At 67.2% G+C, this 18,743-nt stretch carries 16 protein-coding genes; 7 read left to right on the plus strand and 9 right to left on the minus strand.

All coding sequences use genetic code 11. From position 1 onward, the window contains the following. Positions 1–182 precede the first annotated feature (182 nt). The 8 genes from tsf to AC07UW_RS04000 all read right to left on the minus strand — a co-directional run bounded on the left by tsf (position 183) and on the right by AC07UW_RS04000 (position 7,902). Positions 183–1,061: a translation elongation factor Ts gene (tsf, locus tag AC07UW_RS03965; protein ID WP_093817754.1), complete on the minus strand. Its 879-nt coding sequence runs from the start codon at positions 1,059–1,061 to the stop codon at positions 183–185. Between the two features lie 125 nt (positions 1,062–1,186). Further along, a complete protein-coding gene (gene rpsB, locus AC07UW_RS03970) occupies positions 1,187–1,990 on the minus strand; it encodes a 30S ribosomal protein S2 (RefSeq protein WP_025877657.1) in 804 nt (267 codons plus the stop codon). A 219-nt stretch (positions 1,991–2,209) separates the two neighbouring features. After that, positions 2,210–2,914 (minus strand): fimbrial biogenesis chaperone, encoded by a 705-nt coding sequence (locus AC07UW_RS03975; protein ID WP_495211478.1) that lies wholly within the window; start codon positions 2,912–2,914, stop codon positions 2,210–2,212. Next, a complete protein-coding gene (locus AC07UW_RS03980) occupies positions 2,914–3,141 on the minus strand; it encodes a hypothetical protein (RefSeq protein WP_336026168.1) in 228 nt (75 codons plus the stop codon). The genes AC07UW_RS03975 and AC07UW_RS03980 overlap by 1 nt, the downstream gene beginning before the upstream one ends. Positions 3,142–3,241: 100 nt before the next feature. Next, complete coding sequence (locus AC07UW_RS03985; protein WP_313249195.1) at positions 3,242–4,276, minus strand: Csu type fimbrial protein; 1,035 nt, start codon at positions 4,274–4,276, stop codon at positions 3,242–3,244. Beyond that, on the minus strand, positions 4,273–6,612 hold the full coding sequence (locus tag AC07UW_RS03990; RefSeq protein ID WP_495211479.1) for a fimbria/pilus outer membrane usher protein: 2,340 nt from the start codon (positions 6,610–6,612) through the stop codon (positions 4,273–4,275). Before AC07UW_RS03990 ends, AC07UW_RS03985 begins: the two co-directional genes overlap by 4 nt. Before the next feature lie 7 nt (positions 6,613–6,619). Further along, the gene (locus tag AC07UW_RS03995) at positions 6,620–7,375 is read right to left on the minus strand and encodes a fimbrial biogenesis chaperone (RefSeq protein ID WP_495211480.1); all 756 of its coding nucleotides are present in this window, start codon (positions 7,373–7,375) and stop codon (positions 6,620–6,622) included. After that, positions 7,375–7,902 carry a Csu type fimbrial protein gene (locus AC07UW_RS04000; protein ID WP_025877648.1) on the minus strand — a complete coding sequence of 176 codons (528 nt, stop codon included), beginning with the start codon at positions 7,900–7,902 and terminating at the stop codon, positions 7,375–7,377. The genes AC07UW_RS03995 and AC07UW_RS04000 overlap by 1 nt, the downstream gene beginning before the upstream one ends. Positions 7,903–8,075: 173 nt before the next feature. Between AC07UW_RS04000 and map the strand changes: the two genes are divergently transcribed. From map to dapE, 5 genes are read left to right on the plus strand one after another with little or no spacing between them, the layout of a single operon-like run. Continuing rightward, positions 8,076–8,918, plus strand: coding sequence for a type I methionyl aminopeptidase (map, locus tag AC07UW_RS04005; protein ID WP_080277585.1), 843 nt, complete (start codon positions 8,076–8,078; stop codon positions 8,916–8,918). A 20-nt stretch (positions 8,919–8,938) separates the two neighbouring features. Beyond that, entirely contained in the window at positions 8,939–11,548 is a 2,610-nt protein-coding gene (locus tag AC07UW_RS04010) for a [protein-PII] uridylyltransferase (RefSeq protein WP_495211528.1), read from the plus strand. Further along, the gene (gene dapD / locus AC07UW_RS04015) at positions 11,548–12,636 is read left to right on the plus strand and encodes a 2,3,4,5-tetrahydropyridine-2,6-dicarboxylate N-succinyltransferase (protein WP_223494653.1); all 1,089 of its coding nucleotides are present in this window, start codon (positions 11,548–11,550) and stop codon (positions 12,634–12,636) included. Before AC07UW_RS04010 ends, dapD begins: the two co-directional genes overlap by 1 nt. 13 nt (positions 12,637–12,649) lie before the next feature. Continuing rightward, on the plus strand, positions 12,650–13,015 hold the full coding sequence (locus AC07UW_RS04020; protein WP_025877641.1) for an arsenate reductase: 366 nt from the start codon (positions 12,650–12,652) through the stop codon (positions 13,013–13,015). Beyond that, entirely contained in the window at positions 13,012–14,139 is a 1,128-nt protein-coding gene (dapE, locus tag AC07UW_RS04025) for a succinyl-diaminopimelate desuccinylase (protein ID WP_495211481.1), read from the plus strand. The genes AC07UW_RS04020 and dapE overlap by 4 nt, the downstream gene beginning before the upstream one ends. A gap of 163 nt (positions 14,140–14,302) precedes the next feature. Here dapE and AC07UW_RS04030 read toward each other — a convergent pair whose 3' ends face one another. Continuing rightward, positions 14,303–15,181 (minus strand): tetratricopeptide repeat protein, encoded by an 879-nt coding sequence (locus AC07UW_RS04030; RefSeq protein ID WP_223494656.1) that lies wholly within the window; start codon positions 15,179–15,181, stop codon positions 14,303–14,305. Positions 15,182–15,523: 342 nt separating this feature from the next. On the opposite strand from AC07UW_RS04030, the gene asnB reads away from it, so the two are divergent. Both asnB and AC07UW_RS04040 read left to right on the plus strand, forming a co-directional pair. After that, positions 15,524–17,215: an asparagine synthase B gene (gene asnB, locus AC07UW_RS04035; RefSeq protein ID WP_032975805.1), complete on the plus strand. Its 1,692-nt coding sequence runs from the start codon at positions 15,524–15,526 to the stop codon at positions 17,213–17,215. A 106-nt stretch (positions 17,216–17,321) separates the two neighbouring features. Then, entirely contained in the window at positions 17,322–18,713 is a 1,392-nt protein-coding gene (locus AC07UW_RS04040; RefSeq protein ID WP_495211482.1) for a cation:proton antiporter, read from the plus strand. The last annotated feature ends 30 nt before the right edge of the window (positions 18,714–18,743 follow it).

The following is an 18,743-nucleotide window of genomic DNA, read 5'->3' on the forward strand; positions in this document are numbered from 1 at the left end:
AACGCAAAGGTGACGGTGTGCGCACCAACGGTGCGCACCCACAGATTCGGCCACCACAGATTCGGCCACCCACAGATTCGGCCACCCACAGGTGAAGGGCACCCACAGGCCCACCGGCATAAAAAAAAGAGCCGCGGTTTCCCGCGGCTCCTTCTGGTTTCATTACAGCCGTGAGGCTGGAATCAGACCTGCATCGCCTTGGCAACTTCGGCGGCGTAGTCTTCCACCACCTTCTCGATGCCTTCGCCAACGACCAGCAGCTGGAAGCCAGCCACGTCGGCGCCGGCGGCCTTGACCACCTGCTCGACGGTCTTGTCGCCGTCCAGAACGTAGCTCTGGCCGTACAGGGTCACTTCGCTGACGATCTTGTTGATCTTGCCGCTGATGATCTTTTCCAGGATGTCGGCCGGCTTGGACTTGTCCTTCTCGGACATCTTGGCCAGTTCGATTTCCTTTTCCTTTTCCACGAACTCGGCCGGCACATCGGCGGCCTTGTTGTGCGGCGGCTTCAGCGCAGCCACGTGCATGGCCAGGCCACGAGCCAGTTCGGCGTCGCCGCCGATCAGGTCGACCAGCACGCCGACCTTGCCGTTGGTGTGGACGTAGGAACCGACGTTGCCGGTGGTGTCCAGCTTGACCAGGCGACGGATCTGGATGTTCTCACCCAGGGTCTGCACGGCGGTCGCGCGGGTTTCTTCGACGGTCTGGCCGCTCGGCAGGGTGGCGGACTTCAGGGCTTCCACGTCGGCGGCGCCCGATGCCAGTGCAGCGGCAGCGACGGAATCGACGAAGTTCTTGAAGTTGATGTCGTTGGCGACGAAGTCGGTTTCCGAGTTGATCTCGACCAGCACGGCCTTGCCACCGTCCTGGGCCAGGCCCAGACGACCTTCGGCGGCCACGCGGTCAGCCTTCTTGTCGGCCTTGGCAGCGCCGGACTTGCGCAGCGCTTCAGCAGCGGCGTCGATGTTGCCGCCGGCCTCGGTGAGCGCCTTCTTGCATTCCATCATGCCGGCGCCAGTGCGCTCGCGCAGTTCCTTGACCAGGGAAGCAGTGATTTCCACGGGATTACCTCACGAAAGAAAGGGGTTGGGCCGGCATGGTGGCCGGCCCGTGTGACAGTGTCCTGTCGTCGCGCCATCGGCAGCGGACAGGAAAGGTGGGCGCGTGGCGCCCACCGGGGCCTGGATCAGGCCTGGGCTTCGCCCTTGTCGGCAGCAGCCTTCTTGGCCGGAGCGCGGCGAGCCGGCTTGCCTTCTTCGGCCGGAGCGTCGGCGAACTCTTCTTCACGGACGGTGGCAGCGTGCGGTGCAGCAGCCTTGCCTTCCAGCACGGCGTCAGCAGCGGCGCGTGCGTACAGCTGCACGGCACGGATGGCGTCGTCGTTGCCCGGGATCGCGTAATCCACCAGCTCCGGGTTGTAGTTGGTATCGACGACGGCGATCACCGGGATGCCGAGCTTCTTGGCTTCCTTGATGGCGATGTCTTCGTGGCCGATGTCGATGACGAAGATCGCGTCCGGCAGACGGTTCATGTCCTTGATGCCGCCCAGCGAGGCTTCCAGCTTGTCGCGCTCGCGACGCAGGCCCAGCACTTCGTGCTTGACCAGCTTCTCGAAGGTGCCGTCGGATTCACCGGCTTCCAGTTCCTTCAGGCGGGCAACCGACTGCTTGACGGTACGGAAGTTGGTCAGGGTGCCGCCCAGCCAACGCTGGTTCATGAACGGCATGCCGCAACGCTCGGCTTCTTCGCGGATCGACTCACGCGCGCTGCGCTTGGTGCCCAGGAACAGGATGGTGCCGCGCTTCTGGGCAACCGACGAGATGAAGTTCATCGCGTCGTTGAACAGCGGGACGGTCTTTTCCAGGTTGATGATGTGGATCTTGCCGCGGGCGCCGAAGATGTACGGAGCCATTTTCGGGTTCCAGTAGCGGGTCTGGTGGCCGAAGTGGACGCCGGCTTCCAGCATCTGACGCATGGTGACCTGAGGCATTGCAGAACTCCTGATGGGGAACCGGCGATTCCGCCCGCGGGATAGGTATGCGGGACGCGTGGAAGCGCTGAAGGTTCCGGGGTTGGGCTTCCCTGTTGCCTCCGTGGCCGAACTCCTTGCGGAGCACCCCGGCACGGATGGGGGCAGCAGGTGTGGATTCACCGGTGACGTCCGGTGTGGACGGTGTCCCGCGCACGCGGCGGCAGGACATCCGGGCAATTATAGCCCGCTTGGCTGGCTCGCTGCAATTGCGGGTGTCTGCGCCGCCAGAATCACATCTGTGCCGTCCTGCAGGCGGGCATGGAACCTGCCGCCTGCATAGCCATCGGCGCGCGGCGGCAGCTGCCACTGGCGCTGGCGCGCCGCCAGTACGTAGCCGGCAAGACCGGGCAGCAGCAGGCTGCGTTGGCCGCCAGCCGCCTCATAGGCAAGGTCGCTCAAGCGCGCGTGCCCGGTGCCACCGTTCAACAGTCTCAGCATGAATTGCGACCCGTTGACCACCAGCTCTGCCCGCAGGCAGGGGGGCGTTGGGCCGACCGGTTCGCTGCGGAACAGGGGCAGTGAATAGCGCGGCATGGCCGGTTCTGCCGGAGCCAGGATGATACGGAATGCCTGTTCAGCGGCCACAGGTGCGGATGACGCCGGCAGCAACCAGACGCGCTGGCGTGCACCGGCAGGAAGGTCCAGCAGGGTCGGACTGGCCAGCACCTGCGCGCTGCGTTGCAGGTGTTCGGCGCCCGGTTGCTGGTCCCACGCCCAGATCTGCACCTGGCCGCGCCAATGCCCAGGGCCAGGATTGCGCAGCCACAGCTCGGCCCGCCCCTGCGCAGCCGGCAGGTTCAGGGTGGTCGGCACCAGCTCAAGCGCCTGCGCCTGCGCGGCAATAGGCAGCACCGCGGCCAGCAGAAGCAGCAGCCGGCGCATCAGTAGTAAGTGCTGGGCGGTTCGGGCAGCGAATGCCCCTGTTCGTCCTGCGCCGGCGGGGCCAGTTCACGGACCTGGGGCGGCAGGTGACCGCCGTCGCTGTGCTGCTGTGGCACCGGGCAACGTGGGCCGCCCTCCGTGCCGACGCAGCCTTCAACCACGGTCAGGCGGATCTGCATTGGGACGGGCGCCGGGTCGGCCCACGCTGTCGTGCTGGCGATGGACATCACTCCGATCAGTACTGCCCGAACCACCTGCGATCCACCGTGTTGTCGACTTGATGCGCCGTATCGGCCGACAGGGGGAATTCTGTAGAGCGGGCTCCCCTCAGTAGGTGATCGTCACCTGCACCAGGTCGTTGTAGGTGCCCGCTGGAGGCTGTCCGGCAACGGGAGGCACACGCCCGAATATGTTCAGTGTCTGCGCGCTGCCAGTGCCGACGCCGCTGAAGGTGTCCACGGTGAGCGTATTGCCCCAGCGCTGGCTGCGCGCAGCGTCCCGGTACAGCTCGTAGGTCAGGTAATAGCTGTTGCCGCCGATGGTGGTGCGCATGCGCCGGGTGGTGGTAAGGGCCGGGTTGTTCTGACCGTTGTTCAGGCCGACCTGGTAGGCGGTGCGCTTGAGGCAGGTCAGCGTCAGGGTGGCGGTCTGGTCGATGTTGGCGGGAATGCCGCCGGTGACGTTGCCGAAATCCATGGTGGTGGTGAGGTAGCTGCCGCATTGCGGCAGCACGGTGGCAGTGGCATTGAAGGTGAAGGCATTGCTGGCGGTGTTGGTGCCGGTAGCGCCGCCATTGCAGCTGGCCGGTACGGTGGCGGTGCCCAGCAGCACCTCATTCCAGGCCCAGGTGAGCACCACGTTGGCCCCGGTGAAGGTGCTGCTGTAGTTGCCGGAGGCCAGTACCTGGTTGGCCGGGATCTGTGCGAACAACTGCGTGGTACGGCTGCCGGAGCCGCCGATCAGCGGCACGTTGTAGGTCATCGTCAGCTCCTGTGCGGGAGGTGTACCGCGCGGTGCCAGGCCGGTGACTTCGCTGTAGTTGGCGACGTTGTAGATCTGGAAGTTGAGCGGATCACTGCTGCCGTTGACCATTGTCCGCCACGGCGAAGTACTGGTGCCGCCGGTGCCATTGCCCAGGCCGATGCAGACGCGGATGCCGGTGGTGGCGACCAGACTGAGTGCGGCGGTGGAGCAGTTCACGGTGATGTTCAAGGTGCCGGGGGTGGCGCCTGCCGCGCCGCTGCTGACGTTGCCGAAGGGCAGCAGCGCGTCGGCGGTGGCGGTGCAGGTCGCGGCCGCGCGTGTCGGTGCACTGGCGATCAGGCCGGCCAGAAGCAGCAGGCCGAGCAGCAGCATCCTCATGGCGCCACCTCCGGCACGCATTGCAGCGGGACCGGGCGCGCGCTGGCCCCGACGGCGACCACCTGCGGTGCCGGCACGCGCACCCGGCACTGGCCACCGCTGCTGGTGATGTACAGCACGCTGCCAGGTGCAACGTCCTCCAGGTACAGCAGGCCGTCGTAGCCGACGGTGGCCTGGCGGCCATCGGGCAGCTGCACTTCGCTGCCTGCTTCCAGCGGCTGCCCCGCCATGTCCTGCACGGTGAGGGTCAGCGACGGCCGCGAGCGCAGGTTGAAGGTCAGGCCGGTGCCGGCGCGCTGGCGGGGTGTTACCCAGTCCTCGATGCGATCAGCGCGCATGTCCGCCGGCAGGTCCAGGGTGTCGATGGAGACGCGGTTGCGCTGCCAGGACAGCAGCGGGCTGATCAGCAGCAGGCCACGCTCGTCGGTGGCACCGATCAGGCGGTTCTCAAGCCGCACCGGCACACCGCCAACGCCATTCGTGCTGACCACGGCGAAGGCGTCGGCGACTTCGCGGGCGGCGAAGGTGTGCCCGGCCATCCACACCAGGCTGCCGCTGGCGCTGCCATAGGCGTAGTTGAGGCCCGCCTGGCGGGAGGCACCGAAGGCGTAGCGGCCGACATCGTTGAGGATGCCGACTTCGGCCAGGCCGCCGCTGCCGCCGTCGCCGTGGCGGACCTGCGCGCGCCAACCGATACCGCCTGCGCTGCCGTCGCCCGGGACCGGCTGGGTGACATCGGCGACCCAGCTCTGGCGGTCGCCATTGCGCTGGCTGGACAGGCTGGCCTGGCGGTTGTTGCCCAGGCTTGCGGTCAGCGACAGGTAGACGCTGCGGTCATCACTGTCGTCCAGGTTCTGGTTGACCGACAGGTAGGCCGACCAGCGCGGGCTCCAGCTGCGTGACCAGAACAGGCTGGCATAACGGTTGTCATCGCCATCGGGGTAGCGCAGGCGAAGGTAACTGGCGCTGAGGGTGCCCAGGCGCAACAGGTCCAGGCCGACCGTGGCCTGCTCGCTGATGCTGGGCGGCAGGTTGGCCTGCAGCGCGCCCAGGTCGCGGTAGTCGCCGTGGCTGCGCACGCTGCGCAGGTTGAAATTGAAGCGCCGGTTGTTCCAGCTGTACCCCAGCGCCCACTGTCCGCCCTGCAGCCCCTGGTAGCGGCTGTGGGCATAGGCGGCATTGAGCACGCCGGCGCCGCCCAGCAGCCACCAGCCACCCACGCCGGCCTGGGCCAGGCCGCCGCCGCCCTCGGCATGTGCTTCACCGGTGAATGTGTCGCTGACGCCGCCGCGCCAGCTGGCGCTTGCCACGGCACGGTCGTCGTAGGCGAAGGAGCGTTCGCCGAACTGCTCGCGCAGCTGGCCGACGCCGAGCGACCAGTCCGACAGGCCCTTGGCCAGCAGCTGCTGGGTGCCGTAGAAGCTGAAATCCAGGGTCTGCATGCGGCCGAAGGCATCGGTGACCACCACCTGCGCGCTGCCGGTACCGCTGATGCCCGGCTGCGCCGCCAGCTGGAACGGCCCGACCGGTACCTGGCCGCTGTATTGGCGCAGGCCATCCACATACAGCTCGACCGTGGATGGCACCACCGCCTGGCCAAGGAAGGCCGGAGTCGGGGTAAGGACACGGTACGGCTGCAGCCCGTAATTGCGGCCGATCTGGATGCCGCCCAGGCGTACCGGCCGGCTCCAGTCGACAAACCCGCTGTAGAAATCGCCCACCTCCAAAGTCAGCGCTTTGTCCGGGAAATCCAACGTCCAGCGCGTATCGAGGCGTACGCTTTCGCTGCGCCAGTGGCGGTCGCCGGTCTGGTAGCGACGGCTGACGGCGGTGTTCTCGAAGGTGCCGGTACCGATGCCGAACACTCGCAGTTCAGAGCTCAGGGTCAGGTTGCCGAGGCTGTCGACACGGCTGCCGTACAGGTCGTAATTGAGCAGGACGCCGGGCGAGGCGCTGCCGCGGGAAGCGCGGACCTGCGGGCGGCTGAGCACGGTCGTGGGCAGGGTCAACTGGTCCAGCGGCACGTCCAGCGCGAGGGTCTGCAGGTGCGCGTCATAGCGCACCACCGCACCGCTGATCTGGTCGAGGTACACCGGGGCATCGCCGCTGGCGTTGAAGCCAAGCTGGCGCAGGATTTCGGGGCTGGCCTGCAGGCGGCCACGGTTGTCGGTGAAGGGCAGCAGGCCGCGCGGCGTGCTGTTGAGGGTCACGTCCAGGTACAGCGTCTGGTTGGCCGTGAGTGGGGTTGGTGGCGGCAGCAGGGCATCGGCGGAGACCCCGGAGACATCGGCTGCATGGGCCGCCGGGGACAGGGCCGCACCGAGCGCTGCGCTCATCAGCGCCTCAGCGAGCCGGTGGTGGCGGCAGCGACGTCTGTTCCGACTCGCCATTGAGCTTGGCCGTGATCTGGTCGTTGTCGCGGTCGATCGCCGTGCGCTCCAGCGGCCAGCGCATGATCTGGCCGGGCAGCACATAGCCCAGCAGGCCGGGATGGACGATGCGCGGCCGTTCCGGGCTACCTAGGGCGAGGTCAGCGATCTGCGCGTAGCTGTTGCCGGTATTGCCTACTTCCACGCCGTTGCGTCCGTCGTCCAGCCGGACCAGGCGGGCGTGCAGCTGCGGTGCCAGCCGGCTGCCAGCGCCGGGTTGCACGAATACCGGGATGGAATAGCGCAGCACGAACTGCATGCCTTCGGAGCGCGTGGCCAGATCGGGCACCTCGTCGACGATCAACCGGTAGTACTGCTGCGCAGCCGGTGCGTCGGCCACGGCGCGCATGACCCGTACCAGCTGCTGCTGGCCGGCGGCCAACTCCTGCATCGGTGGCGTGGCCAGCAGATCTTCGGTGGGCAGCAGCTGTTCGTTGCCGTCCTGCTGCACCCAACGGAATACCCGGACCTGCAGCTTCACCGGCGAGGTGCCGCTGTTGGTCAACCACAGTTCGCCGGCGCGCTGGCGTGCCTCCAGCTGCAGGCTGGTGGGCGCGACCTGCAGGCTGGTCGCCGAGGCCGCGGAGACCCAAAGAAGCAGGCTGAGAACGAGCAGCGCCACGCCGGTGGCGCGCCACGGGCGGGATCCGGCCATGCGGGCGTGCTCCATCAATAGGTGATCGTGGCGGTAACGGTATCCAGGTAGTTGCCGGTCGCAGCGTTGGCCGTGCTCAGGTTGAGGATCTGGCCGTAGACGATGTAGGGCACCGCCAGGCCGGTGCCGATACCGGCCTGGGTGTTGGTGCCCGTGGTGGCGCCCCACACCAGGGTATGCGCGGCATCCTGGTAGAGCTGGTAGCCCACGTAGTTGTTGGCCGTCACTGCTGCGTTGGTGTTCTTCATCCGCCGCGTGGTGACGTCATTGGCCGTACCGGCATTGGCACCGGCGTTGAGCGAGATGGTGTACGGGGTCAGCGCCGAACACTGTGCGGTTACGGTGCCCTGGCCCAGGGTCGGGGTGGCGGTGGTGGAGGCGGCGGTACCGAAATCGACGTTGGTGGCGGCGGCCGCAGTGATGGTGCAGGCCTTGGTGACCACCAGGGTGACGTTGAACGTAGTGGTGTCGGCGGCGGCGGCCGGGCCAGCCACCAGCAGGGCCAAGGCCCAAGCCCAGGGGGAACGAACGGTGGATCGCATGGACAACCTCCTTGACCCGAAGGTCCGTTGAACAGCGCGAAGTCGGCACGTTCGGCGCCGATTTGACGACAGTGGGGCCAGCGTAGGCACCGCAAGTGTCTGTATTCCGTGAGAAACAGGCGATCGAAAGGGTGTGGCCCATCACGCTTTCACGTTCCTTGCCGGATCCGTGCATGCCCCGGATCGCCAGTTGGGTGGCGTTCGTTCAGATTGCGGCCGGATCGGCGATAATGGGAGCCATGAGCGTGAATATCAAAACCCCGCAGGAAATCGAGATGATGCGCATCGCCGGCCGCCTGGCCAGCGAAGTGCTCGACATCGTCACCCCCCACGTCAAGCCCGGTGTCACGACCGAGGAACTGGACCGCATCTGCCACGACCACATCGTGAACGTGCAGGGCGCCATTCCGGCCAACGTCGGCTACCGCGGCTTCCCCAAGACCGTGTGCACCTCGGTCAACAATGTCATCTGCCACGGCATTCCCAGCGAAGGGAAGGTCCTCAAGGATGGCGACATCATCAATATCGACGTCACCGTCATCAAGGACGGCTGGCATGGCGACACCAGCCGCATGTACTTCGTCGGCACCCCGTCGGTGATGGCCAAGCGCCTGGTCGACGCCACCTATGAAGCGATGTGGCGCGGCATCCGCGCGGTGCGTCCGGGCGCAACCCTGGGCGACGTCGGCCATGCGATCCAGAGCTACGCCGAAGGCGAGCGTTTCAGCGTGGTGCGCGAGTACTGCGGCCACGGCATCGGCAAGGTCTACCACGATGAGCCGCAGGTGGTGCATTACGGCCGTCCGGGCCAGGGCCTGGTGCTGCAGCCGGGCATGACCTTCACCATCGAGCCGATGATCAACGAGGGCACCCGCTACAACAAGGTGCTGCCCGATGGCTGGACCGTGGTGACCAAGGACCGCAAGCTGTCGGCACAGTGGGAGCACATGATCGCCGTCACCGAGACCGGCGTGGACGTGCTGACCCTGTCGCCGGGCGAGTCGCAGGTCTCCTGACGATGCTGCCGGCGAGTTCGCTGCTGGACACGCCGGCCGCGTCGCTCAACGACCCGGACTGGGCTGCTGCCGCGCGCGACGCGCTGCAGCAGGCCGATACGCGCCTGTACCGCCGCTTCGACCAGGGCGACAACATCGAGCGCCTGCTGGCATTGCGCGCGCGCGCGGCCGATCACCTGATCCGCCATGCGTGGCAGCGCTGCCTGCCGGCCGACAGTGGCCTGTCGCTGTTTGCGGTCGGTGGCTATGGGCGCGGTGAACTGTTCCCGCGCTCGGACATCGACCTGCTGGTGTTCGGCGATCCGCAGGCGCAGCTGGCCCATGAGGAAGCGCTCGCGCGCCTGTTCGCGCTGCTGTGGGATTGCGGCCTGGCGGTCAGCCACGCGGTGCGTTCGGGCGGGCAGTGCAGCGAGGCTGCAGCCGACCAGACCGTGCTGACAGCGTTGATCGAAGCGCGCCCGCTGATGGCCGATGAGGCGGCGCGGCGTGCGCTGCGTGCGGCAGTGGATGACCGCGAACTGTGGCCGCCGCGTGCGTTCTTCCTGGCCAAGCTGGAGGAACTGCGCAACCGCCACCAGCGTTTCGGCGACACCGCCGACAACCTGGAGCCGGACCTGAAGGATGGCCCCGGCGGCCTGCGCGATCTCAACACGCTGGGCTGGATGGCGCTGCGTGCGTTTGGCGTGCGCGATCTGGAAGCGCTGGTCGGCCTGGGCCACTTGGGCGTTGACGAGGCCGCGGCGCTGAAGCGCGAACGTGCGGTGCTGGCGCGACTGCGCTTCGGCCTGCACCTGGTGGCGCGACGCCCGGAAGAGCGCCTGCGCTTCGATTACCAGAAGACCCTGGCCGCGCGCCTGGGCTTTGAGGACGATGCCGAGAGCCTGGGCGTCGAGAAGATGATGCAGGGCTTCTACCGCGCCGCTTCGGTGGTGCGGCGGATCAGTGATCGTCTCCTGCAACGTTTCGAGGAACAGTTCGATGGCGAGGCACAGCCTGAGCCGCTGACCGTGGGGTTCGCGCTGCGCCGTGGCTATCTGGCGGCCAACGATGCCGACTGGCCGAATGCTGACATCGGCCAGGTCTTCGCGCTGTTCGCCAGCTGGGCGAACAATCCGCAGATCCGTGGCCTGCATTCGTTGACCGCCCGCGCGCTGGCCGAATCGCTGCCGTCGCTGCCTGCCTATGACCAGGCAGACCCTGATGCGCGCGAACAGTTCATGGCCCTGCTGCGTGGCCAGCGCCCGGTCGACACGCTTTCGCGCATGGCGCGGCTGGGCGTGCTCGGGCAGTGGATTCCCGCATTCGCCCAGGTCAGCGGGCGCATGCAGTTCGACCTGTTCCATGTCTACACCGTCGACCAGCACACGCTGATGGTCCTGCGCAACATGGGGCTGTTTGCCAGCAGTCGCGCCGATGAACGTTTCTCCATCGCCCACGAAGTCTGGCCGCGCCTGCGCAAGCCCGAACTGCTGCTACTGGCCGGCCTGTTCCACGACATCGCCAAGGGGCGCGGCGGCGATCATTCCGAACTGGGCGCGGTCGATGCACGGGCGTTCTGCCACGCGCAGGGGCTGAGTGGTTCGGATACCGAACTGGTGGCCTGGCTGGTCGAACAGCACCTGCGGATGTCGGTGACCGCGCAGAAGCAGGACATCGCCGATGCGGACGTGATCCATCGCTTCGCGACCCTGGTCGGCAGCCGCGACCGCCTGGATTACCTCTATCTGCTGACCTGCGCCGACATCGCCGGCACCAGCCCGAAGTTGTGGAACGCGTGGAAGGACCGGCTGCTGGCCGATCTGTATTTCGCTACCCGCCGCGCGCTGCGCGAGGGCCTGGAGCATCCGGTGCCGGCCGCCGAGCGCGTGGCCGAAGCGCGTGACAGCGTGCGTGCGCTGGTGCGCGAGCAGGGCTACGACGATGCCACCATCGACCGCCAGTTCGCGGTGATGCCTGACGAAGGTTTCATCCGCCTGCGCCCGGAACAGTTGGCCTGGCAGGCTGCCGCACTGGTGCCGATCAAGCAGGGCCAGACGCTGGTGAAGGTACGCCGGATCAGCGTTGACGACCCAGCGCTGGAAGTGTTCGTGCACTCGCCGGACCGTGATGGCCTGTTTGCCGCGATCGTGATGACCCTGGACCGCAAGGGTTACGGCATCCACCGCGCACGCGTGCTGGATGGTCCGTCGGAGACGATTTTCGATAATTTTGAAGTCAGCCCGGCCGATACGTTTGCCGATGGCAGCAGCGCCAACCTGGAAGCTGCACTGCGCGAGGCGCTCAGTGGCGACCTTGCGCGGCTGCGTCCCTCGCGCCGGGTGGTGCCACGCCAGCTGCGCCACTTCCGTTTCGCCCCACGCATCGAGTTCCGCGATGAACCCGGCGCGACCCGCTTTGCCCTGGTCGCGCCCGACCGCCCCGGCCTGCTGGCCGACGTGGCGTTCGTGCTGCGCAACCAGGGACTGCGCGTGCAGGACGCGCGCATTGCCACATTCGGCGAACGCGCCGAAGACACCTTCGTGATCAGTGACGAACACGACCTCCCCCTGACTGAATCCGCCCGGCAGCAGCTGCATGACGCAATGCTGGCCTGCCTGGACCCTGATCGAAACGCCGGAGACCCCGCCTGATGGCCACCAAGCCTGCAAAGAAGACTGCCGCGACTGCCAAGAGCGCCGCGGCCAGAAAGACTACTGCCGCTGCCCCGGCTGCAAAGAAAGCTGCACGACAGCCGAAGGCTGGCCAGCCCGCAGCGACGAAGAAGACCGCCGCGCCGAAGGCTGCAGCGAAGAAGGCGCCGGCAAAGAAGGTCCCGGCCAAGACCGCCGAAGCTGCGCGCGCCGAGAACATCGCACGCAAGTCGCTGCGCAAGCCGGCCGGGCCGGGCGTGGAAGAACTGAAGTTCGGCATCGAAAGCGCCTTCGAGCGCCGCGCCACGCTGACCCTGCACGAACTGGAAGGCTCGACCCGGCCGCTGGTCAACCGCGTGATCGATGGCCTGGAAAGCGGCGAGTTCCGCGTCGCCGAACCCGATGGCCATGGTGGCTGGAAGGTCAACGAATGGCTGAAGAAGGCGGTGCTGCTGTATTTCCGCGTCAACGACATGGCCGTGGTCGATGCACGCCCGGCACCGTTCTGGGACAAGGTCGAATCGCGCTTTGCCGGCTATGACGAGGCGAAGTTCCGCCGTGGCGGCGTGCGCGTGGTGCCGGGTGCGATCGCCCGTCGCGGCACGTATTTCGGCAAGGACGTGGTGCTGATGCCGAGCTTCACCAACATCGGTGCCTACGTCGGCGAAGGCACCATGGTCGACACCTGGGCCACCGTCGGTTCCTGCGCGCAGATCGGCCAGCACTGCCACCTGTCCGGTGGTGCCGGCATCGGTGGCGTGCTCGAGCCGCTGCAGGCCAGCCCGACCATCATCGAAGACCATTGCTTCATCGGCGCGCGTTCGGAAGTGGTGGAAGGCGTGGTCGTCGGCCATCACAGCGTGATCGGCATGGGCGTGTTCCTCAGCCAGAGCACCCGCATCTACAACCGCGCCACGGGCGAAATCAGCTACGGCTACATTCCGCCGTACAGCGTGGTGGTGTCCGGCTCGCTGCCGAGCAAGGACGGTACCCACTCGCTGTACTGCGCGGTGATCGTCAAGCAGGTCGATGCCCGAACCCGCAGCAAGACCAGCGTCAACGACCTGCTGCGCGGCCTGGCCGACTGACGGGGCCGCACGCATGAGCACCACCGTCTACGGTCTGAAGAACTGCGATACCTGCAAGAAGGCGACCAAGTGGCTGGACCGCTTCGGCGTGCCGTACACCTTCGTCGACTACCGCGACAACAAACCCAGCCCGGAAACGCTGCTGGAATGGGCCGCCCAGCTGGGTGGCCTGGCGGCGATGGTCAACCGGTCCTCCACCACCTGGCGGCAGCTGCCGGACAACCGCAAGGCCGCCGATTCAGAGGCGGAATGGAAGCTGCTGCTGCGCGAGTACCCGCAGTTGATCAAGCGGCCGCTGGTGGTGACTGCCGACGGCAAGGTCAGCCAGGGTTTCAGCGACAACGGTTTCAAGGCGCGCTTCGGCGTGGGCGGCGCGTGAGCGCCGTCCTCGACCTGGCCTGCGATCTGATTGCACGGCCGTCGGTGACCCCGGACGATGCCGGTTGCCAGGCGCTGATTGGTGAACGTCTGCAGGCGGCCGGTTTCACCTGTGAGCACCTGCGGCTGGGCGAGGTCGACAACCTGTGGGCCACGCACGGCAGCGGCGCGCCGGTGCTGGTCCTGCTGGGCCATACCGACGTGGTGCCGCCGGGCCCGCGCGAGGCGTGGCAGAGCGATCCGTTCGCGCCACAGATCCGCGATGGCGTGCTGTACGGTCGCGGCACCGCCGACATGAAGGGCAGCGTGGCCGCGTTCGTGATCGCTGCCGAACAGTTCGTTGCGGCCCATCCGCAGCACACCGGCACGCTGGCGGTGCTGCTGACCAGCGATGAGGAAGGCGATGCGATCGATGGCGTGCGCCATGTCGCGCGGCTGTTCGCCGAGCGTGGCCAGCGCATCGACTGGTGCATCACAGGGGAGCCGTCCTCCACCGCCACGCTGGGTGACCTGCTGCGCGTGGGACGTCGCGGCAGCCTGTCGGCCAAGCTGCGCGTGCAGGGCGTGCAGGGCCACGTGGCCTACCCGGACAAGGCGCGAAATCCCATCCATCTGGCCGCATCGATGCTGGCCGATCTGAGTGCACGGCGCTGGGACGAGGGCTATGAGAGCTTCCCGTCGACCAGCCTGCAGATCTCCAACATCCATGCCGGCACCGGTGCCAACAACGTGATTCCCGGTGAGCTGGAGGTGGATTTCAACATCCGCTACAACCCGCACTGGGATGCAGCGAAGCTGGAAGCGGAAATCACGGCGCTGCTGGACCGCCATGGCCTGCAGTACACGCTGAAGTGGCACCGCAGTGGCGAGCCGTTCTACACCCCGGAAGGTACGTTGCGTGCAGCGGCGCGCGCGGTGCTGGCCGAGCACACCGGTCGCGCACCGGAAGAGAGCACCGGTGGTGGCACCTCCGATGCGCGCTTCATCGCACCCCTGGGCGCGCAGTGCATCGAAGTCGGCCCGGTCAACGCCAGCATCCACCAGGTGGATGAGAACGTGCGCGTGGACGAGCTGGAAGCACTGCCGGGCCTGTACCAGCGACTGATCGAGCGCCTGCTGATGTGAGCCTGGCGCTGGGGCCGCCCCGCTCCTGCTGAGGTGGGGTGCCTCAATCCTGCTGAGGTGGGGGGCCTCAATCCTGCTGAGGTGGGTGCCGACCGTTGGTCGGCACGCCTCCCGACCGGGGCCGGCTTTCCGTCACAACACGGAAGCCGGGCACCGCCGGGCGTCATTCCGAAAAAATGAAGAACGGCGGTTCGACCGCTTTCTTCCAGTAGCTCGGCGCGGCCATGTAGAAGCGCTGCGCCTCGGCCCGGGCGAACCAGCCCGCCGCTGCCTCGGTGTCCTTCTCCACGCCCGGCGCACTGCGGCCCAGCAGCAGCCCGGCGAAGTACTGGCCGAACACATTGCCCTTCTCGCCGGCGCGCTGGTACAGCTGCAGCGCACGCGCCGGATCGCGCGGCAGTCCCACGCCCTTCTCCAGCAGCGCGCCCAGATCCACCTGCGCTTCGGCATCGCCGCGCTCGGCGCGACGCTGGATCTGCGCAACCAGCGGATGCACGCTGTCGCCCTGCGCGGCCACCGCATCCGGCAGTCGCGACGATGAACTCGGGTAGCGCTGGTAGATCATTCCGCGCAGGTCCCAGCGCAGCGCCTGTTGCGCGTCGCCACGCTGGCGATAGGCCTTGGCGAGTTCGTAGAACGCATAGGGATTGCCGTGATAGGCCGCCGCCAGATAGGCGCGTTCGCCACGCCGCCAGGACGCGCGCAGCACCGGCGCAGGATTGATGTGGGGGCTGTCGGCATACCGCAGCGTGCCGGAGATCCAGATCCGGCCCAGTGCTTTTTCCGCCTTGGTGTTGTGGAAGGTCCAGGGGGTGACCGCTGCGGCACGCTCGTAATAGGCGATGGCGCGCGGATCGTTGAAGCGCTCGAAGGTTTCCGCGGTATCAAAGGCTCCCTCGAAGCTGCCGTCGGTTCCGCGTTGTTCCAGGCTCTGCTGCTGAGCCGGCGGAAGGAGCGAGGGTGGGGGCAGGGTCTGGCAGGCGGCCAGGCCAAGGCAGATCAGGGCGGCCAGAGCCGCGTTGCGTCCGTTGCGGTGTTGCATTTCCATTGCACGTTTCACGGCGGGCCATTATGCGCCCTGCGGAGTGGTTGCCAACGCAACGGTTGCGCCGTGCCGGAAAGCGGGGTAGGGTCAGTGCCATGTCGATCCGCCTGGCCACCGCCGTCAACAACACCAACCGCAATAATCTGCGTGCGAATAATCGTGCGCGGCCGATGCGGGACTGCGCCCTGGGTAGATAGACAGCAACATACGCCCGGACACCAGAAAACCCGCATCGGCCGATGCGGGTTTTTTTTGTGCCCGGGCGCAGCCCCACCCGGGCCTGGATGGCCGGTCGAACACCCTCCCCCCGTGTACTTCCCCACAACAGGAGTTCCACCCATGTGTTCGATCTTCGGTATTTTCGGCCTGCAGGCCGGTGACGATCTTCCTTCCCTGCGCCGCCATGCGCTGGAGCTGTCGCAGCGCCAGCGTCATCGTGGCCCGGACTGGAGCGGTGTGTACCTGGACGAGGGCGCGCTGCTGGTGCACGAGCGCCTGGCCATCGTCGATCCGGCAGGCGGCTCGCAGCCGCTGCTGTCCGAAGACGGGCAGCTGGCGCTGGCGGTCAACGGTGAGATCTACAACCACCAGCAGCTCAAGGCCGGACTTGCCCAGGCCTATGCCTTCCAGACCGGCTCGGACTGCGAGGTGATCAACGCGCTGTACTGCCAGGGCGGGTCGCCGGCGCAGTGGTTGGAGCAGCTCAACGGCATCTTTGCTTTCGCTTTGTGGGATCGCAGTGCGGGCCGTGTACTCATCGCGCGCGACCCGGTCGGCGTGGTGCCGCTGTACTGGGGCCATGATGCGCAAGGGCGGTTGCGCGTCGCCTCTGAAATGAAGGCGTTGGTCGATACCTGCGCCGACGTTGCCCAGTTCCCGCCGGGCCATTACTACGACAGCGCCAGCGGTGAGCTGGTGCGCTACTACCAGCAGCCGTGGCGCGAGTACGACGACGTGCAGGGCCGCCCGGCCGATCTCGCCGAGCTGCGCCAGGCTTTCGAACATGCGGTCGAACGCCAGTTGATGAGTGACGTGCCGTACGGCGTGCTGCTGTCGGGCGGGCTGGATTCGTCGCTGGTTGCCGCCGTGGCAGCACGTTATGCGCGTCGTCGCATCGAAGATGGCGGGCAGAGTGAAGCGTGGTGGCCGCGCCTGCATTCGTTCGCCATCGGCCTGAAGGGCTCGCCGGATCTGGCCGCTGCTGCGGTGGCCGCCGAAGCACTGGGCACGGTCCACCACGGCTTCGAATACACCTTCGAAGAAGGCCTGGACGTGCTGCCGGAGGTGATCCGCCATATTGAAACCTACGACGTCACCACCATCCGCGCCTCCACGCCGATGTTCCTGCTGGCGCGCCGGATCAAGGCGATGGGGGTGAAGATGGTGCTGTCCGGCGAAGGCAGCGACGAGATCTTCGGCGGTTATCTTTACTTCCACAAGGCGCCGGACGCGCGCGAATTCCACCAGGAACTGGTGCGCAAGCTCGATGCCCTGCACAACTACGATTGCCTGCGCGCCAACAAGTCGATGATGGCCTGGGGCGTGGAGCCGCGCGTGCCGTTCCTGGACCGCGAGTTCCTCGACGTGGCGATGCGATTCGATGCCGCGCACAAGATGGTCGGCGCCGGTTTTGGTGGTCGCCGCATCGAGAAGGCGGTACTGCGCGAAGCCTTCCAGGGCTACCTGCCGGACAGCATCCTGTGGCGGCAGAAAGAGCAGTTCAGCGATGGCGTCGGCTACGGCTGGATCGATGGCCTGAAGGCGCACGCCGAAGCACAGGTCAGCGACCGCGTGTTGGCTGCGGCCGACAAGCGCTTCCCGCACAACCCGCCGCAGACCAAGGAGGCGTACTACTACCGTCACCTGTTCGAGCAGTTCTTCCCCAGCCATGCGGCGGCTGAAACCGTGCCGGGCGGCAAGTCGATCGCCTGTTCCTCGCCGGCAGCGATCGCCTGGGATGCCAGCTTCGCCGCCGCCGCCGACCCATCGGGCCGCGCCATCGCCGGCGTGCACGAGCAGGCCCTGGCCTGATCGGCCGCGCCGAGCGGCAGCACACGGGTAGCGCCGGGCCATGCCCGGCGAGCCCTGCAGCGCATGGGCGGCGAGGGACGTATTATCAGCCCCTGCACATTGGGGAATGTTCATGGACGTACAGACCGGAGGTCCCGTGAGGCCGACGAAGTGGGCTTGGCGCTACCTGGTGTGGGCCGGCGTGCCGCTGCTGGTCGGCCTGCTGCTGGCCCGTTATGCGGGCCCCGGGCTGCCGACGGTGGCCAGCAAGGCCGAAGCCGTGGTCGGCAGTGACTGGGCACATCACCTGGCCTCGCCGCTCGGCCTGTTCCTGCTGCAGCTGCTGGTGTTGCTGCTGGTCGCCAAGGGCGCCGGTGCGCTGTTGAAGCGCTTCGGCCAGCCGGCCGTGATCGGCGAAATGGCCTCCGGCCTGATGATGGGGCCGCTGTTGCTGGGCAGCCTGCTGCCGCAGGTGCACGGTGCACTGTTCCCGGCCGCTTCGCTCGGGCCGCTGGGCATGCTCAGCCAGCTGGGTGTGCTGATGTTCCTGCTGGTGGCTGGTGCCGAACTGGATCTGGGCGCGCTGCGTGGGCGCCGTCGATTCGCCTTCACCGTCAGCCACGCAGGCATCGCGGTGCCGTTCGTGCTTGGTGTGGTCCTGGCCATCTGGCTGTACCCGCAGCATGGCCCGCAGGGCGTGAGCTTTACCGCGTTCGCGCTGTTCGTCGGCATTTCGATGAGCATCACCGCTTTCCCGGTACTGCTGCGCATTCTCGCTGATCGCGGTATCACCCACACCCCGCTGGGGCAGACCGCCATCGCCTGCGCGGCGCTGGGCGATGCGACCGCGTGGTGCCTGCTGGCGTTGATCGTGGCGGCAGCGCAGGCCACCGGCTGGTTGCCGGCCAGCCTCAACCTGCTGTGCGTGGTGGCGTTCATCGCGCTGATGCTGGGACTGGTGAAGCCGTGGTTCGCCCGCCAGACCATCGCGCCGGGTCGCGAAGGGCGCTGGCTGCTGGGCATCCTGCTGCTGTCGCTGGCCAGTGCGCTGGTCACCGAAGTGCTCGGCATCCATGCGCTGTTCGGCGCCTTCGCTGCAGGCGTGGCGGTGTCGTCCAACGCGCAGCTGCGGCACCTGCTGGTGGCCAGGGTCGAACCGTTCGCGGTGACGCTGCTGCTGCCGCTGTTCTTCGCCATGACCGGCCTGCGCATGCGCGCCGACGCGTTGCACAGCAGCGACATTCTGCTGTGCGTGGTGGTGATCGCCGTGGCCACGGTGGGCAAGCTGCTGGGGACCTGGAGTGCGGCGCGCAGTACCGGCATGGCCTCGCGGGAAGCGTGGCGACTGGGTGCGCTGATGAATACCCGCGGGTTGATGGAGCTGATCGTGCTCAACCTCGGCTACGAGCTGGGCCTGCTGGGCGACCGCCTGTTTGCGGTGCTGGTGATCATGGCACTGGTGACCACTGCGATGACCGGTCCGCTGTTGAACCTGATCGAGCGCCGCCACCTCCGTTAATGGGGTCAGATCCCTTTTCCACAGGAAAAG

This window comes from Stenotrophomonas sp. GW821-FHT02D01 (assembly GCF_059421765.1).

Excerpts from the sequence above, each read along its gene's own strand:
- AC07UW_RS03980 (WP_336026168.1), bottom strand. The coding sequence starts at position 3,141 with ATGTCCATCGCCAGCACGACAGCGTGGGCCGACCCGGCGCCCGTCCCA.
- dapD (WP_223494653.1), top strand. The coding sequence starts at position 11,548 with ATGGCCACCAAGCCTGCAAAGAAGACTGCCGCGACTGCCAAGAGCGCC.
- AC07UW_RS04020 (WP_025877641.1), top strand. The coding sequence starts at position 12,650 with ATGAGCACCACCGTCTACGGTCTGAAGAACTGCGATACCTGCAAGAAG.
- AC07UW_RS03990 (WP_495211479.1), bottom strand. The coding sequence starts at position 6,612 with ATGAGCGCAGCGCTCGGTGCGGCCCTGTCCCCGGCGGCCCATGCAGCC.
- AC07UW_RS03975 (WP_495211478.1), bottom strand. The coding sequence starts at position 2,914 with ATGCGCCGGCTGCTGCTTCTGCTGGCCGCGGTGCTGCCTATTGCCGCG.
- AC07UW_RS03995 (WP_495211480.1), bottom strand. The coding sequence starts at position 7,375 with ATGGAGCACGCCCGCATGGCCGGATCCCGCCCGTGGCGCGCCACCGGC.
- AC07UW_RS03985 (WP_313249195.1), bottom strand. The coding sequence starts at position 4,276 with ATGAGGATGCTGCTGCTCGGCCTGCTGCTTCTGGCCGGCCTGATCGCC.
- AC07UW_RS04040 (WP_495211482.1), top strand. The coding sequence starts at position 17,322 with ATGTTCATGGACGTACAGACCGGAGGTCCCGTGAGGCCGACGAAGTGG.
- AC07UW_RS04000 (WP_025877648.1), bottom strand. The coding sequence starts at position 7,902 with ATGCGATCCACCGTTCGTTCCCCCTGGGCTTGGGCCTTGGCCCTGCTG.
- AC07UW_RS04030 (WP_223494656.1), bottom strand. The coding sequence starts at position 15,181 with ATGCAACACCGCAACGGACGCAACGCGGCTCTGGCCGCCCTGATCTGC.
- asnB (WP_032975805.1), top strand. The coding sequence starts at position 15,524 with ATGTGTTCGATCTTCGGTATTTTCGGCCTGCAGGCCGGTGACGATCTT.
- rpsB (WP_025877657.1), bottom strand. The coding sequence starts at position 1,990 with ATGCCTCAGGTCACCATGCGTCAGATGCTGGAAGCCGGCGTCCACTTC.
- map (WP_080277585.1), top strand. The coding sequence starts at position 8,076 with ATGCCCCGGATCGCCAGTTGGGTGGCGTTCGTTCAGATTGCGGCCGGA.